This window comes from Micropruina sp. (genome assembly GCF_027492755.1).
Taxonomy (GTDB): Bacteria; Actinomycetota; Actinomycetes; order Propionibacteriales; family Propionibacteriaceae; genus Micropruina.
This window is the reverse complement of the sequence record NZ_JAPUED010000256.1, coordinates 1-14,651: the sequence shown is the minus strand read 5'-3', so window position 1 is coordinate 14,651 and position 14,651 is coordinate 1. Positions and strand designations below refer to the sequence as shown.

The following is a 14,651-nucleotide window of genomic DNA, read 5'->3' as shown; positions in this document are numbered from 1 at the left end:
GCATTCGCTGGGATGACGGAGTGGGCTGGGATGACGGAGTGGGCTGGGATGACGGCGTTCACCGGGATGACAGAACAGACCGGGATGACGAAATAGGCCGGGCAAACACAGGCCCTGGAAAACGCAAAACCGGCCGCCGCTTTCGCGACGGCCGGTTTCAGTGACCGTTGATCAGGAAGCCAGAACCTCGTCCAGCAGGACCTCGGCGCGGTCTTCCTCGACCTTCTCTGCCAGTGCCAGTTCGGAAACCAGGATCTGACGAGCCTTGGCGAGCATGCGCTTCTCGCCGGCCGACAGCCCGCGCTCACGCTCGCGCCGCCACAGATCACGGACCACCTCGGCGACCTTCATCACGTTGCCGGAGTGCAGCTTCTCAAGGTTTGCCTTGTAGCGACGCGACCAGTTCGTGGGCTCCTCGGTGTGCGGCGCCCGGAGCACGGAGAACACCCGCTCGAGACCGTCCGCGTCCACTACGTTGCGGACGCCGATCTCGTCGAGGTTCTGTGCCGGGACCCGAACCACCAGATCGTTCTGGCCGACGATGCGCAGTACGAGGTAGAGCTTGTCCTCGCCTTTGATCGTCCGGGTTTCAATGTCTTCGATAACGGCTGCCCCATGATTGGGGTAGACCACCGTCTCACCGACCTCAAAAGTCATCTAATAGACCCCTTTCCCAGACATCCATGGTAGCACGTAAGCGTCCAATATTCGAAACGTTCGTCCTAGCCAGAGGCACTTTGGGGGGTTGACAAGGGCATCTGCGGTGTGCCGCCGAGGCGTCCGGATCGCGAAATTGGAGCGGCCAAAACGGCTCTGACAACACCAAACGTCGCAGGCGTCGACAGACGACTCCGGGCCCGCCGGCACAGTGCCGACGGGCCCGGAGTGGGTCGGAGGTCAGGCCGTAGCGACCTGCTTGACCGGCCAGAACTGCTTCGCGGCGATCACCGCGATACCGGCCACGATCACGCCCGCGATGAGCGCGATCAGGAAGCCCAAGGCGTTGGTCATCAGCGGCACGACCAGCAGACCACCGTGCGGGGCCCGGGAGCCGACGGCCAGCGCCATGGAGAGCGAGCCGGTGACCGCACCGCCCAGCATCATCGACGGAATCACCCGCAGCGGGTCGGAGGCCGCGAACGGAATGGCGCCTTCGGAGATGAACGCGGCACCGAGCAACCAAGCGGCGCGACCGTTCTCCAACTCCACCTCGGTGAACAGCTTCGACCGCACGGTGGTGGCCAGCGCCAACGCCAACGGGGGCACCATGCCGGCGCACATCACGGCCGCCATGATCTGGAACGAGGCATCAGTCTGCGCCGCCAGGCCGGCGGTGGCGAACAGGTAGGCCGCCTTGTTCACCGGACCACCGAGGTCGAAGCACATCATCAAGCCGAGCACCAGGCCGAGGAACACGCCCGCACCGCTGGCGGCCATGCCGTTCAACCCGTTGGTCAGGCCGTCGGTGATCGCCTTCAACGGGCTGCCGAGCAGGAGGTACATGATCAGGCCGACGGCGGCCGTCACCAGCAGCGGAATGATCACCACGGGCATCAGACCCGCCAGCCAACGTGGCACGTTCCAGTTCGACATCCACAGCGCGATCACGCCAGCCAGCAAGCCGGTGACCAGGGCACCGAGGAAGCCTGCACCCAGGGCGCCGGCGATGACGCCGCCGACGAAGCCCGGTGCGATGCCCGGACGACCGGCGAGGCCGAAGGCGATGTAGCCCGAGAGGGCCGGCAGCAGGAAGCCGAACGCGGCGCCACCGATGGTGAAGAGCAGGAAGCCGATGTAGTTCATGAACCCGGCGTTCCAGCCGGCCGCCATGATGAGGCTGCCGATGGTGTCGCCGTCAGCGCCGGCCGCTTGCGCAGCCGCGCAGGTGGCCGGGTCGAGGAACGGCAGGACGTCACAGGTCCGGGCGCCTTGGACGCCGGGGGCGAGCGCGATGTCGAAGCCGGCCATCGCGAAGCCGAGCGCGATCATCAGACCGCCGGCGGCGACGAACGGGATCATGTACGAGACGCCGGTCATCAGCGCCTGCTGGATGCGCTTGCCGACGCTCAGCTGGCTGCCGCCGGCGCTTGCCGCCGCGGAGGAGGCGTCGCCGCTGACCTTGCGAGCATTGGGATCCTTGGCGGCCGCGACGGCCTCCTCGATCATCTTGGCCGGCTCGTTGATGGCCCGCTTGACGCCGGACTCGATCACCGGCAGGCCGGCGAACCGCTCCTTGTCGCGGACGCCGACATCGGTGGCGAAGATCGCCGCGGACGCGCCGGCGATGATCGCCGGATCGATCGGGGTCACCTTGCCGGAGCCCTGCGGTTCGACGTGCAGTTCGACACCGGCCGCCTTGGCAGCCTGCTCGAGGGCGTCGGCGGACATGAAGGTGTGGGCGATGCCGGTCGGGCAGGCGGTGACGGCCACCAGCACGACCTTCTCATCCGAGGCCGCGGCGGCTGCCGGAGCGGCGGCCGCGGCCGCCGGTGCCGCCTCTTCCTCGGGATGGATCGCGGCGTTGACCAAGGCGACGACGTCGTCCGGGGTGGCCGCGTTGCGCAGGCCGTCGGTGAACTCGGCGCGCACCAGGTTGCGGGCCAGCAGGGCCAGCAGCTCCAGGTGGGCGTCGTCGGAGCCTTCGGCGGCGGCGATCATGAAGGCGATGTCGGCGGGGCCGTCGAAGGCCCCGAAGTCGACCGGCGGCGAGAGCCGGGCGAACGCCAGCGAGTTGGTGGTGACGGCGGCGGAGCGGCAGTGCGGGATGGCGATCCCGCCACCCAGACCGGTGGCAGCCTTGGCCTCGCGAGCCAGGGCGTCGGCCTCGAGACCGGACGCGTCGGCCCGACCGGCCTTGGCGACCAGTTCGGCCAGATTGTGAATCACATCGTTCTTGGTCGGGCCAAGATCGACGTCGAGCACAACCAGATCAGCAGTGATCAGGTCCTGCGACATTTGGTGTGTCCTTTCAGGGTTCTGTAATCAGCCGAGGTCGGTGATGACGACGTCGGCGGTGTTGAGGTGCTCGGGCCTGGGCAGAGCGCTTCCGGCCATGGATGCCGCGGCGGAGCCGTACGCCACAGCGGTTCGGAGTCGTCCGGGGGCGGCTTCTCCCCCGCAGTCGGCCAGCACATAGCCGGCCACCGATGAGTCGCCCGCACCCACGGTGCTGCGCGGGACGATGGGCGGCGGGCTGGCATGCCAGGCACCTTCGGCGGTCACCAGGACCGCACCGGAGGCACCCAGGGTGCCCATCACCGCGGTGACGCCGCGTTCGACCAGGCTGCGCGAGGCGGCCACCGCCGCGCTCGGGTCGCCGGCCTTGGCCGCCGCCTCGAGTTCCTCGGCGTCCGCGCCGGTGAGCTGCGCGAGCTCGTCCGAGTTCGGCTTGAGCAGGTCGGGGGCGGCGTCGGGGAAGTTGTCGACCAGCGCCTGCAGCGGATCGTCGGAGGTGTCCACGGCCACCTTGACCCCGAGCGGCCGGAGCCGGCGGACCAGGGTGGCGTAGAAGTCGGCCGGCACACCCGGCGGCAATGAACCCGAGAGCACCACCCATTCGGCGTCCGCGGCCTCGCTGACCACCAGGGCGGCCAGTTCCTCGATCTGGGCGTCGCTGAGCCGCGGACCGGGCTCGTTGAGCTTGGTGGTGGTGCCGTCCGGCTCGGTGAGCGTGAGGTTCATCCGTACCCCCTCCGCCACCGCGACCGTGCGGTAGTCGACACCGAGCTGGCGCAAGGCGGCCAGGATCGGGTCTTCGTCCGGCGCCGGCAGAACCGCCCGGACACTCTGGCCTGCGTAGTGAATGGCGCGGGCCACATTGACCCCTTTTCCGCCCGGCTCCACGGTGACCCCACTGACTCGTTGGACCTGCCCCCGCGCCAATGGCGCGTCCAAGCTGGCGGTCCGATCGAGGCTCGGGTTCGCGGTGAGGGTAATGATCATGCGACGACGACCTCCAATCCTGCGTTGACTAGCTGCTGGCGATCAGCTTCCTGCAATCCGGAGTCGGTTACCAGCACTTCGACATCATTGAGTGCCGCGAAGCTGACCAGCAGCGTGGCACCGACCTTCGACGAATCGGCCAGCACCACCCGGCGACGCGCCGCGCGCACCATCACCCGCTTCACCGCAGCCTCGTCGCTGTCCGGCGTGGACAGGCCGTGGCCGACGCTCAGGCCGTTGGTGCCGAGGAAGGCGACATCGCAGTAGAGCCGCCCCAGCGCCTCCACGGTCTCGCCGCCGACGGTCGCCTGGGTCAGGCCCCGGACGCGCCCGCCGACCAGCTGCACCGGGCCACCAAGCAGCGCGAGCTGCGAGGCGATCGGCACCGAGTTGGTGATCACCGTGTGTTGCTGGTTGCCGCCCATCGCCGCGGCGAATCGGGCTGTGGTGGTGCCCGAGTCGATCAGCACCGTCGAGCCGCTGCCGGTGGGCAGGAAGCGCAGCGCCGCGTGGGCGATCCGGCCCTTCTGCACCGAGAACGCGGGTTCCCGGTCGGCCACAGCGGTCTCGACGAGCCGGACGTTCTCGGCCGGCACGGCGCCGCCGTGCACCCGGCGCAGAATGCCGCGCCGGTCGAGCACATCGAGGTCGCGGCGGATCGTTTCGGTCGTGACATCGAAGCGCTGGGCCAGCTCGGTGACGGCGACCCTGTCATATCGCAGCGCGAGACTGACGATCGTCCGCTGGCGCTCTTCTGCGTACATGTGGGCACAACCTCCTCACTGACGTTGGTTCATGTTGAACTCTACCGCTTCATTTGGCTTTGTCAACAGACTCGGGGGTTTTACAACTTCCTCCAACGTTTATTCATGTTGTTTTCTTTGCCGATGGACGCCCCGCGAGCCTCTCCGGAACGACACCGCCCGACACCCCCAAACCGCGGCGCAATTCGTTAGGCTGACCCCCAAAACGGCGACCACAAGGAGTCTCAGATGGCCAGCACCCTCCGGCGAATCGGCGTCAGCCTGTGCGTACCGCTCGCGCTGGCCCTGACCGGCTGCGGCATGAACGCGCAGACCCTGCAGCCATACACGCCGGCTGAGGGTGTGAACTCGTCCGTTGGCTCGGTGATGGTGCGAAACGTCCTGATCATCGCCGACAACACCGGCCGTGGCGTGCTGAGCGCCTCGGTGGCGACCTACAGCAACGACACCCTAACCGGCGTGACCGGGACGCCGCAGAAGTCGGACGGCAGCCTCGGCAGCCCGCTGGTGGTGACCAGCACCGGCCTACCCGCGACCCTGGCCGCCAACACGCTGACGGTGCTGACCGACGCCCCGGTGCGGATCGCGGTGACCTCGCCCGACCTGAAGCCGGGCCTGCTCGCCGATGTGACGCTGACCTTCGCGAAGGCCGGCCCGGTTACCCTGGTCGCCCCCGTCCTTTCCTCGGACGAGCCGGAGTTCCAGCACATCACCGTCGGCTGACCCGCCGACCCCACCGCTGGTCGAGCTCGTCGAGACCGCTCAACCGTTGGTCACGCTTGTCCAGACCTCAGCGGGTGACCGAGATCCCGGGTCAAGCCCGGGATGACGGAATTGGCTCCTGCCGAGGTGCAGGAGTTGGCAGGGCGGGTCGCGAGAAGCTCAACAGGCAGCTGATCAGGCCTCGAATTTGTAGCCCAGGCCACGCACCGTGACGAGCAGCGCCGGCTCGGCGGGATCGGCCTCAACCTTGGCCCGCAGCCGCTTGACGTGCACGTCCAGCGTCTTGGTGTCGCCGACATAGTCGGCACCCCAGATCCGGTCGATGAGCTGGCCGCGGGTCATCACCCGGCCGGCATTGCGGAGCAGGATCTCCAGCAGCTCGAATTCCTTCAGGGCGAGCTTGACCTGCTCGCCACGCACCCACACCTCGTGCCGCTCCACATCCATCCGGACGCCGCCGACCTCGAGCACGTCCGGCTCCAGCTCGACGTCCTGGCCACGGCGCAGCACCGCCCGGATCCGAGCCACCAGCTCGCGATGGCTGAACGGCTTGGTGACGTAGTCGTCCGCACCCAGTTCGAGGCCGACGACCTTGTCGATCTCGTCGTCGCGGGCGGTGACCATGATCACCGGCACCGAGCTGTGCGCCCGCAGCCGCCGGCACACCTCCGTGCCCGGCAGCCCGGGCATCATCAGGTCGAGCAGCACGATGTCGGCGCCGCCCCGGTCGAACTCGGCCAGCCCGCTGGTGCCGTCCGCAGCCTCGACGACGTCGAAGCCCTCTTTGCGGAGCAGATAGCCGAGGGTCTCGCGGTAGGCGTCCTCGTCCTCGATCAATAGCACCCTGGTCATGCGGCGCTCCCTTCCTCGGTTTCCGGCTGGAGTGCCGGGAGCCGCAGCGTGAACGTGGAGCCCTGCCCGAGCCGGCTCCACAGGCTCACGGTGCCCCCGTGCGCGGCGGCGATGTGCTTGACGATCGACAAGCCGAGCCCGGTGCCGCCGTGCGCTCGGCTGCGGCCGTAGTCGACCCGGAAGAAGCGTTCGAACACCCGGGCCTGGTCGGCCTCGGAGATGCCGATGCCGTTGTCGGAGACGCTGACCTCGACCCAGTCACCGGCCGCGTCGCGTACTCGGCGGGTGGTCAGCGCCACCCGGGCTCCGGCTTCGGAGTAGGCGATCGCGTTCTGCACCAGATTGCGCAACGCCGCCTCGATCTGGCCTTGATCGCCGCGGATGGTGATCCCGGGGGTGCGCTGGTGACTGAGCACGATCTGGTGGCTGTCGGCCTGATCGCGGAACTGGTCGAGCACGGCGTCGGCGACCTCGTCGATCTCGATCGGGACGGCGGCCAGCAAGGGGTCGCTGGACTGCAGCCGGGAGAGCGCGATGATCTGCGAGATCAGCTCGTTCAGCCGTGCGGTCTCGGTGGACATCCGGCCGGCGAAGTGACGCACCGCGTCCGGTTCGTCGGCGGCGCCGGCGATCGCCTCGGACAGCAACGACAACGCGCCGATCGGGGTCTTCAGCTCGTGGGTGACGTTGGCGACGAAATCGCGGCGGGTCTCGTCGATCCGCAACGCTTCGGAGCGGTCGTCGGCGACCAGCAGGACCAGCCCGTCACCCAACGGCGCGACCCGCAGGGCCAGCCGTCGGCTGGGCAGGCCAGGACTGGTCGGCAGATCGACGTTGAGGACGCCCGGCTCGGTTTCGCGGCGGGCCTCACGGACCAGTTCCAGCATCTCGGTGCGGGCCAGCCGACTGCCGCGCACCACCCCCGAGGACGCCGCGGTCAGCGACTGGGCGAGGATCTCGTCGTGCGGGCCGAGTACCGCCGCGGGCCCGCGCAGGTGCTCGATGGTCGTCTTCAGCGCCGACGAGAGCAGGGGCGCCGGGATCGGCTCGGCGGGCTGCTGTCGCGTCCGCCACATGACGAGGCCGAGCAGTGTCGCGAGAACGCCCACGACACCCCCCAGAACGCTGGCGACGAGCGGGCTCACAGTTGCCGATCATAAGCGCACCGCCGCCGGCCCGCGCGGGCCCGTTTCGCGCGACCCGGCCAGAGTTCACCGACTGTTCACCCACTCGTCGCCGGGGGTGGTTCCGCGGCCAACGCCCAGGCATAGGGTGGAGCGGGCCCGGATCGGCAGTGACGGTGAAAGAGGAGAGATGCGAGAGAGCTACCGCGAGGATCTGGACAGCGTGGTGACGGACCTGGTCGGCATGACCGAACGGGTCCGGACGGCCGTCCGGCTGAGCACCAAGGCGCTGTTGGAAGCCGACCTCGCTGTCGCCGAACAGGTGATCAGCGACGACGCGCTGCTGGACGCACAACATGATGATCTGGAGGCGCGCTGCTTCGTGCTGCTCGCCCGGCAGGCCCCAGTGGCCGGTGAGCTGCGGACGATCGTGGCCGCGATGCGGATGGTGGCCGACCTGGCCCGGATGGGTGACCTGGCCTGCCACGTCGCCAAGATCGCCCGGCTGCGGTACCCGACCCCGGCCGTGCCCGAGGGCCTGGTGCCCAACTTCGAGCTGATGGCCCGGGTCGCCGAGGAGATGGTGGCCACGGCCGGTCGTGCCCTCAGCAACCGCAACGCCCATGACGCCTCCAAGCTGGCCGACTCCGACGAGGAGATGGACGAGCTGCGCAAGAGCCAGTTCCGCATCCTGCTCGGCACGGAGTGGCCCTACTCGGTGGAGGCGGCGGTGGATGTCGCGCTGCTGGGCCGCTACTACGAGCGGATCGCGGACCACGCGGTGATCATGGCGGGACGGGTGATCTACGTGGTCACCGGCAACCATCCCGAGGGCGAGAACTGGACCGTCGCCTGAGCGCTTCTTTGTTGTTCCGCCTCGCTTCGGCTCGGTGAGTGCCTGGGGTCGCGGTGCTCTACTTCTGCTCTTGGCCGACGCGAGTCGGGCGGTCTGGTGCGCTCAGGCGCCGGTCCGGTTCTCGCACTCGGTGCGTGCCGGTGCCGCGTAGCTCACTTGAAAGACTTACCTGTGGCTGGTTGAGCGCGTGGGAATCAGCTGGGCGACAATCGAGTTTCGACAAGCGCGACCGACGCAGCCTCTGGTCATCCCGGCGGACGCCGGGATCTCCGGCCGCGTACCCGAGGGGTGGAGATCCCGGATCAAGTCCGGGATGACGAGAGCATCAAAATCCAGGATGACGAGAACTCCGGCCGCAGCCAAAGCGCAGAACCGGGCACCTGATCCAGATCCCCGCCGCTACTGCCGTGGTTGCACAAGGAACTTGTGAGCGTTGTCGGGGCGCGTCTGCGCAGCGACACTACAAAGCATCGGACGCGCCAGCGGACGAAGCGACCGTCGCAAGCGGACGCGCCCCGACAACGCGTCACCCCTAGCCAGGGGCGACCACGGCAGGACGGACTTACTTTTTACCTTGGTTCTTGACCGCTTCGATGGCTGCCTTGGCGGCGTCCGGGTCGAGGTAGGTGCCGCCGGTGGTGACCGGACGGAGGTCGTCGTCCAGCTCGTAGTGCAGCGGGATGCCGGTGGGGATGTTCAGTCCGGCGATGGCATCGTCGGAGATGTTGTCGAGGTGCTTCACCAGGGCGCGCAGCGAGTTGCCGTGGGCGGTGATCAGCACGGTCTTGCCGGCGCGCAGGTCGGGCACGATCGAGTCGTACCAGTACGGCAGCATCCGGACCACGACGTCCTTGAGGCACTCGGTCTTGGGCCGGGCCTCGGGCGGCAGGAAGGCGTACCGCGGGTCGTCGAACTGGGTGTTCGGGTTGTCGTCGGCGATCGGCGGCGGCGGGGTGTCGTAGGAGCGGCGCCAGAGCATGAACTGCTCCTCGCCGTACTGGGCCAGGGTCTCGGCCTTGTTCTTGCCCTGCAGGTCGCCGTAATGGCGCTCGTTGAGCCGCCAGCTGCGCCGGACCGGGATCCAGGTGCGGTCGCAGTTGTGCAGCGCCAGCTCGGCGGTGTGGATCGCCCGCAGCTGCAGCGAGGTGTGCAGCACGTCGGGCAGCAGGCCGCTGCTCTTCAGCAGTTCACCGCCGCGCTTGGCCTCGCCGATGCCCTTTTCGTTGATGTCGACATCGACCCAACCGGTGAACTGGTTCAGGGCATTCCATTCGCTCTCGCCGTGACGGAGCAGGATCAGGTTCGCACTCATGAGGGGAGCCTAGCGGTGACGCCCCGCGCCGGGGCAGGCGTCGCGACGATTCGATCCGGTCGCTGGGACGGGGCCCGATCAGTACGGACGCCGAGCGCGCGCCGCCTCGATCACGGCGCTTTCGTTGAGACTCCCCCGCCCGTCGGTGAGCAGCCGTTCCAGCCCCTCCAACGCGACCGATCCGAGTGCGGCCCCGACCTCCAACTGCTGGGCGAATTGCAGCGCGTAGGCGGTGTCCTTGCGCCGCAGCTGTGCCGAGAAGGTCACGGCTCGGTCGTGGTCGCCGGCCACCATGCGGCGAATGTTGCGGACGACCTGCGGGCTCGCCGCCTGGCTTGTCGCCACCGCGTCGGCGAACAGAGCCGGGTCGAGGCCGGCCCGCTCAGCGAGCGCCAGCCCCTCGGCCGCACCGGCGATCTGGACAGCGCCCATCAGGTTCACGATCAGCTTGTAGGCGGTACCGGTGCCGACCGGCCCGAAGTGCACCACCCGTTCGGCCAGCGGTTCCAGGATCGGACCGGCGGCTTCCAGATCGTCCGGCGCGGCGCCGGCCAGCAGGGTGAGCCGGCCCTGCGCGGCGGCGTCCGGCAAGCCGGTGACCGGCACGTCCAGGTAGCGCAGCCCAGCGGCAGTCACCTCGCCGGCGAGCCTCAGCACCCATTCGTGGGACAGCGTCGAGCACTCGATGGCGACCGCTCCGGGACGCGGCGACCCGGCCAGCACACCATCCTCGGCCAGCCACACCGCCTCCGAGGCCGCGTCGTCGCTGACCATGACCAGCACGGCGTCGGCATCGCGGGCCGCTTCGGCAGGATTGGCCGCCAATCGTGCCCCGCGCTCCAGCAACGAGGCCGCCCGGTGCGGCGTCCGATTCGCCACGGTCAGGTCGTGACCGGCTTCCAGCAGCCGTCCGGCCATGCCGGAACCCATCCGTCCCAGCCCGATCATCGCCACCCGCGCCATCCGGACACCGTAGCCACCGGCGTCCGACTGGCAGAATCGGCGGCATGGCAGACAGAACAGCGGTGGTCACCGGAGCCAGCAGTGGGATCGGCGAAGCGACGGCGCGAGCACTGGCGGGACAGGGTTATCGAGTGATCTGCGCAGCCCGCCGCACGGACCGGATCGAGGCCCTGGCCGGCGAGATCGGCGGACAGGCCGTGTCCTGCGACGTGACCGACGCGGGCGATGTCGATCGGCTCGCCGAGACGGTCGGCGAAGAGCTGGATCTACTGGTCAACAACGCCGGCGGCGCACTCGGACAAAGGCCGGTCGCCGAGGCTGAGATCGACGCCTGGCAGCGGATGTACGACGTCAACGTGCTCGGCGCCGCACGGGTGACCCGCGCGCTGCTGCCTGCCCTGGACGCCGCAGCCGGCACGGTGATCTTCGTCACCTCGACCGCCGCCGAGGCACCCTACGAGGGCGACGCCGGCTATTGCGGGGTCAAGTCGGCCGAACGCGCTCTGGCCGGTTCACTGCGGCTGGAACTGTTCGACCGGCCCGTGCGGGTGTGCGAGATCTCCCCCGGCATGGTGCACACCCCGGAGTTCTCGCTGACCCGCTTCGACGGCGACCAGGCCAAGGCGGACGCCGTGTACGCCGGCGTCCCCGGGCCTCTGGTGGCCGAGGACGTCGCGGACGCGATCAGCTGGATGGCGACCCGTCCGGCGCACGTCAACGTGGATCGGCTGGTCATCCGTCCGCGCGCCCAAGCCGCCAACCACAAGGTGTTCCGGGTCACCGGGTGAGGGGTACCCGTCAGCCCTTATCGCGCGGCGGGAAGCGGAAGTTGAAGAACGCCCGCCCGAACGACCAGACCGCGACCAGGGCGACCAGGGCGAACAGCGGGCCGCCCGGAGGCCCGGAACCGGTCTGGCTGAAGTAGCCGGCACTGACCATCCAGACACCGGTGACGGTGGCCAGGACGGCGACCGCGAACCAGCCCCAGCGGGGTTTCGGCATCGGCCGCCCTCCTGAATCTCGGTGAGAGCCTCAGGCTAGCTCGATCAGCGCCTGTCCGCCCTGCACCGAATCGCGCTCACCGACCAGGACGGCGGCGACCGTCCCGGCGTGCGGCGCGGTGATCTCGGTCTCCATCTTCATCGCCTCCAGCACCAGCAGCACCTGGCCCTCGGTGATCTCGTCACCCTCGGCGACCAGGATGCGGGCGACCGCGCCCGACAGGGGGGCCACCACCGCGTTGGCCGAGGTGGCCTTCACCGAGGCCGTGGTGCGGGTCGGCTGGGCGGCGCCACCGCCGCCGATCACCACCGCGCCGAGGGCGGGGCGCTCCGGCTCTTCGACGTCGACCTCGATGTCGTAACCGACACCGTTGACCGTGACTTTCAGTTTCATGTCTGTGCTTCCTCGCTTCAGCGCAGATGCATCGGCTCGTGGCCGTGCTGCCGGCGGCGGGTGCCGCTCTGCCAGATGGCGGACGTGGTGAAGTGGGCTTGGCGCCGCTTGGCGCGGTGGCCCAGGTAGGCGGCGACCGCGGCCGCGATGGCCACCAGGGTCTCCTCGGGAACCTCGGCGTTCAGCACCCGCAGTTCCTTGATCTCGACCTCAAGTGCGTCGACCCGGTCGGTCAGCTTCTTGACCAGTTCGAGCAGTTCGGCGTCCTGCTTCGTCATCGCTCCTCCGCTCAGACCGGGCCGAGGCCGTGCTTCTTGGCCGGCCGCAGCTGCCGCTTGGCGATCAGCAGTTCGAGCGCCATCGCGACCTTGCGGCGGGTGTCGCCCGGATCGATCACATCGTCGACCAGCCCGCGGGAGGCGGCCACGAACGGTGTCGAGAAGGTCTCCCGATATTCCTCGACCAGCTCGGCGCGCCGGGCGTCCGGATCGTCGGCGGCGGCGATCTCGCGCCGGAACACCACCGAGGCCGCCCCCTCGGCGCCCATCACGGCGATCTCGGCGGTCGGCCAGGCGAACACCTGATCGGCGCCCAGATCCTTGGCCGACATGGCGATGTAGGCACCGCCGTAGGCCTTGCGCAGCACCACGGTGATCTTCGGCACGGTGGCCGCCGCGTAGGCGTACAGCATCTTGGCGCCGTGCCTGATGATGCCGCCGTGCTCCTGGGCGACGCCGGGCAGGAAGCCGGGGACGTCCACGAAGGTGACGATCGGAATGTTGAAGGCGTTGCAGAACCGGACGAAGCGTGACCCCTTGTCGGAGGCGTTGATGTCGAGCACGCCGGCCATCACGCTGGGCTGATTGGCGACGATGCCGACACTGCGACCGTTGATCCGGCCGAAACCGACGACCAGGTTCTGGGCGTAGCCGGCCTGCACCTCGAGGAAGTCGGCGTGGTCGATCACCTTGCCGATCACGTCGCGGACGTCGTAGCCCTTGGTGCCCTCGGCCGGGACGATGCCATGCAGTGACGGGTCGTACTCGACATAGGGGTCGGGGTCGACCAGGGGCGGATCCTCGGTGTTGTTCTGCGGCAGGAAGCTGAGCAGCTTCTTGGCGATCAGGATGGCCTGCTCGTCGTCGTCGGCGACGAAATGGTTCACCCCGGAGACCGCCATGTGGGCGTCCGCTCCGCCGAGCGCGTCCTGGCTGACCTTCTCACCGGTGACCTGCTCGATCACGTTCGGCCCGGTGATGAACATGTGGGCCTTGCGGGTCTGGATGATGAAGTCGGTCAGCGCCGGGCTGTACGCCGCGCCGCCCGCGCACGGGCCGGCGATGATCGAGATCTGCGGCACCGCGCCGGAGAGCAGCACGTTGGCGTAGAACACCTGCGAATAGCCGGACAGCGAGTCGATGCCCTCTTGGACGCGGGCGCCGCCGGAGTCGTTGATGAAGACGAACGGGGTGCCGCACTTGAGCGCGGACTCCATCATCTCGACGACCTTCTTCGAGTGGGTCTCACCGGCGGAGCCGCCGGCCACGGTGAAGTCCTGGCTGGCGATGTGCACCGGACGGCCGAGCACCGCACCGGTGCCGGTCACCACGCCGTCGGCGGGCATGTCGGCGGTGTCCATACCGAAGGTCACCGTCCGGTTGCGCCGGAACAGGCCGATCTCCTGGAAGGTGTCGGGGTCGATCAGCGCGTCGATCCGTTCGCGGGCGGTCATCTTGCCGGCCGCGTGCTGCTTGTCGACGCGCTGCTGGCCGCCGCCGGCCCGGGTGACCATCCGCTTCTCGAGCAGTTCGGCGACCCGCTTCTTCATGTCCTTGGCCATTGTCCTGTTTCGATTCTGCGCCATCTGTTTCGTCACGCCCTCTCGACGGTCACGCGGTGGTCGCGGCCGCCCATGCTGACTTTGTAGGTGATCGGTCCGGTGACCGCGGTCGACGAATCGGAGGCCGCCTTCGCGGCGTCCGCCAGCTGCTCCGGGGTCTTGCCGACGTTCTTCGGCCCCTCGGCGCGGTGGCTGAAGAACTCCGGCGCCACCCGCGGGAACATCGCGTAGGTGAGCACGTCGGCATCGGTGCCGTCACAGCCGTCGAGCGCGGATGCCTGGCTGACCAGTTCGTCCCATTCGGGCGGCAGCAGGTCGGCCGGACGGACGGTGATCGGGTCCTTCTTGGCCTGTGCCCGGGCGATCTCGACCACCTCGGGGTTCCGTTCGCCGATGCATTCGCCGTAGTAGCCGAGCATCAGGTCGGCGAACTCCCCGGTCAATACCTGGTAGCGGCCCATCAGCACGTTGAACACCGCCTGGGTGCCGACGATCTGGCTGGACGGCGTGACCAGCGGCGGGTGGCCGGCGTCCGCCTTGACCCGGGGCACCTCGGCCATCACCTCTTTGATCCGGTCGCCGGCGCCCTGCGCCTTCAGCTGGCTCTCCATGTTGGACAACATGCCGCCGGGGATCTGGCTGGAGAAGATGTCGGTGTCGACCAGGGTCGCCGACTCGAACGCGGCGTACTTGGGCCGGATCTTCGCGAAGTGGTCGCGGATCCGGGTGAGCCGTTCGGGGTCGAGGTTCGTCGTGTAGGCCGTGCCCTCGAGCATGGCGACCAGCGATTCGGTCGGGTTGTGGCCCGGGCCGAGCGACATCGAGCTGATCGCGGTGTCGACCACGTCGGCACCGGCTTCGATCGCCTTCATCAGGGTGA

General features: G+C 68.8%; 15 protein-coding genes and 1 pseudogene. 3 read left to right on the top strand and 13 right to left on the bottom strand.

Going from position 1 to position 14,651, the window contains the following annotated elements:
* Positions 1-171: 171 nt before the first annotated feature.
* The 4 genes from Q0066_RS17390 to Q0066_RS17375 form a co-directional block, all read right to left on the bottom strand.
* Positions 172-657: a CarD family transcriptional regulator gene (locus Q0066_RS17390; RefSeq protein WP_298135284.1), complete on the bottom strand. Its 486-nt coding sequence runs from the start codon at positions 655-657 to the stop codon at positions 172-174.
* Positions 658-897: 240 nt separating this feature from the next.
* On the bottom strand, positions 898-2,955 hold the full coding sequence (locus tag Q0066_RS17385; protein WP_298135282.1) for a fructose-specific PTS transporter subunit EIIC: 2,058 nt from the start codon (positions 2,953-2,955) through the stop codon (positions 898-900).
* Between the two features lie 27 nt (positions 2,956-2,982).
* Complete coding sequence (locus Q0066_RS17380; protein WP_298135281.1) at positions 2,983-3,942, bottom strand: 1-phosphofructokinase family hexose kinase; 960 nt, start codon at positions 3,940-3,942, stop codon at positions 2,983-2,985.
* Complete coding sequence (locus tag Q0066_RS17375; RefSeq protein WP_298135279.1) at positions 3,939-4,706, bottom strand: DeoR/GlpR family DNA-binding transcription regulator; 768 nt, start codon at positions 4,704-4,706, stop codon at positions 3,939-3,941. The genes Q0066_RS17380 and Q0066_RS17375 overlap by 4 nt, the downstream gene beginning before the upstream one ends.
* 228 nt (positions 4,707-4,934) lie before the next feature.
* Between Q0066_RS17375 and Q0066_RS17370 the strand changes: the two genes are divergently transcribed.
* Entirely contained in the window at positions 4,935-5,429 is a 495-nt protein-coding gene (locus tag Q0066_RS17370) for a hypothetical protein (RefSeq protein WP_298135278.1), read from the top strand.
* A gap of 174 nt (positions 5,430-5,603) precedes the next feature.
* Here the strand turns inward: Q0066_RS17370 and Q0066_RS17365 are convergent, their stop codons facing one another.
* Positions 5,604-6,281, bottom strand: a complete 678-nt coding sequence (locus Q0066_RS17365; RefSeq protein WP_298135276.1) for a response regulator transcription factor — start codon at positions 6,279-6,281, stop codon at positions 5,604-5,606.
* Positions 6,278-7,426 carry an ATP-binding protein gene (locus Q0066_RS17360; RefSeq protein ID WP_298135274.1) on the bottom strand — a complete coding sequence of 383 codons (1,149 nt, stop codon included), beginning with the start codon at positions 7,424-7,426 and terminating at the stop codon, positions 6,278-6,280. The genes Q0066_RS17365 and Q0066_RS17360 overlap by 4 nt, the downstream gene beginning before the upstream one ends.
* Positions 7,427-7,595: 169 nt before the next feature.
* On the opposite strand from Q0066_RS17360, the gene phoU reads away from it, so the two are divergent.
* The gene (gene phoU / locus Q0066_RS17355) at positions 7,596-8,261 is read left to right on the top strand and encodes a phosphate signaling complex protein PhoU (protein ID WP_298135272.1); all 666 of its coding nucleotides are present in this window, start codon (positions 7,596-7,598) and stop codon (positions 8,259-8,261) included.
* A 562-nt stretch (positions 8,262-8,823) separates the two neighbouring features.
* Here phoU and Q0066_RS17350 read toward each other — a convergent pair.
* The gene (locus Q0066_RS17350) at positions 8,824-9,573 is read right to left on the bottom strand and encodes a phosphoglyceromutase (RefSeq protein ID WP_298135270.1); all 750 of its coding nucleotides are present in this window, start codon (positions 9,571-9,573) and stop codon (positions 8,824-8,826) included.
* 78 nt (positions 9,574-9,651) lie between these two features.
* The gene (locus tag Q0066_RS17345) at positions 9,652-10,536 is read right to left on the bottom strand and encodes an NAD(P)-dependent oxidoreductase (protein ID WP_298135268.1); all 885 of its coding nucleotides are present in this window, start codon (positions 10,534-10,536) and stop codon (positions 9,652-9,654) included.
* A gap of 44 nt (positions 10,537-10,580) precedes the next feature.
* On the opposite strand from Q0066_RS17345, the gene Q0066_RS17340 reads away from it, so the two are divergent.
* Entirely contained in the window at positions 10,581-11,324 is a 744-nt protein-coding gene (locus tag Q0066_RS17340) for an SDR family oxidoreductase (protein ID WP_298135266.1), read from the top strand.
* A gap of 10 nt (positions 11,325-11,334) precedes the next feature.
* Here the strand turns inward: Q0066_RS17340 and Q0066_RS17335 are convergent, their stop codons facing one another.
* The 5 genes and pseudogenes from Q0066_RS17335 to Q0066_RS17315 form a co-directional block, all read right to left on the bottom strand.
* Positions 11,335-11,538 (bottom strand): hypothetical protein, encoded by a 204-nt coding sequence (locus Q0066_RS17335; protein ID WP_298135264.1) that lies wholly within the window; start codon positions 11,536-11,538, stop codon positions 11,335-11,337.
* Between the two features lie 30 nt (positions 11,539-11,568).
* Entirely contained in the window at positions 11,569-11,931 is a 363-nt protein-coding gene (locus Q0066_RS17330) for a biotin/lipoyl-containing protein (protein ID WP_298135262.1), read from the bottom strand.
* A gap of 17 nt (positions 11,932-11,948) precedes the next feature.
* Positions 11,949-12,209, bottom strand: a complete 261-nt coding sequence (locus tag Q0066_RS17325; protein WP_298135260.1) for a hypothetical protein — start codon at positions 12,207-12,209, stop codon at positions 11,949-11,951.
* Between the two features lie 11 nt (positions 12,210-12,220).
* Positions 12,221-13,795: an acyl-CoA carboxylase subunit beta gene (locus Q0066_RS17320; protein WP_298135258.1), complete on the bottom strand. Its 1,575-nt coding sequence runs from the start codon at positions 13,793-13,795 to the stop codon at positions 12,221-12,223.
* An 8-nt stretch (positions 13,796-13,803) separates the two neighbouring features.
* A pseudogene (locus tag Q0066_RS17315) lies at positions 13,804-14,651 on the bottom strand (oxaloacetate decarboxylase); the annotation flags it as partial.

Coding starts and splice junctions, on each gene's coding strand:
- Q0066_RS17390 (WP_298135284.1), bottom strand. CDS start 657: ATGACTTTTGAGGTCGGTGAGACGGTGGTCTACCCCAATCATGGGGCA.
- Q0066_RS17385 (WP_298135282.1), bottom strand. CDS start 2,955: ATGTCGCAGGACCTGATCACTGCTGATCTGGTTGTGCTCGACGTCGAT.
- Q0066_RS17380 (WP_298135281.1), bottom strand. CDS start 3,942: ATGATCATTACCCTCACCGCGAACCCGAGCCTCGATCGGACCGCCAGC.
- Q0066_RS17375 (WP_298135279.1), bottom strand. CDS start 4,706: ATGTACGCAGAAGAGCGCCAGCGGACGATCGTCAGTCTCGCGCTGCGA.
- Q0066_RS17370 (WP_298135278.1), top strand. CDS start 4,935: ATGGCCAGCACCCTCCGGCGAATCGGCGTCAGCCTGTGCGTACCGCTC.
- Q0066_RS17365 (WP_298135276.1), bottom strand. CDS start 6,281: ATGACCAGGGTGCTATTGATCGAGGACGAGGACGCCTACCGCGAGACC.
- phoU (WP_298135272.1), top strand. CDS start 7,596: ATGCGAGAGAGCTACCGCGAGGATCTGGACAGCGTGGTGACGGACCTG.
- Q0066_RS17350 (WP_298135270.1), bottom strand. CDS start 9,573: ATGAGTGCGAACCTGATCCTGCTCCGTCACGGCGAGAGCGAATGGAAT.
- Q0066_RS17345 (WP_298135268.1), bottom strand. CDS start 10,536: ATGGCGCGGGTGGCGATGATCGGGCTGGGACGGATGGGTTCCGGCATG.
- Q0066_RS17340 (WP_298135266.1), top strand. CDS start 10,581: ATGGCAGACAGAACAGCGGTGGTCACCGGAGCCAGCAGTGGGATCGGC.
- Q0066_RS17335 (WP_298135264.1), bottom strand. CDS start 11,538: ATGCCGAAACCCCGCTGGGGCTGGTTCGCGGTCGCCGTCCTGGCCACC.
- Q0066_RS17330 (WP_298135262.1), bottom strand. CDS start 11,931: ATGAAACTGAAAGTCACGGTCAACGGTGTCGGTTACGACATCGAGGTC.
- Q0066_RS17325 (WP_298135260.1), bottom strand. CDS start 12,209: ATGACGAAGCAGGACGCCGAACTGCTCGAACTGGTCAAGAAGCTGACC.
- Q0066_RS17320 (WP_298135258.1), bottom strand. CDS start 13,795: ATGGCGCAGAATCGAAACAGGACAATGGCCAAGGACATGAAGAAGCGG.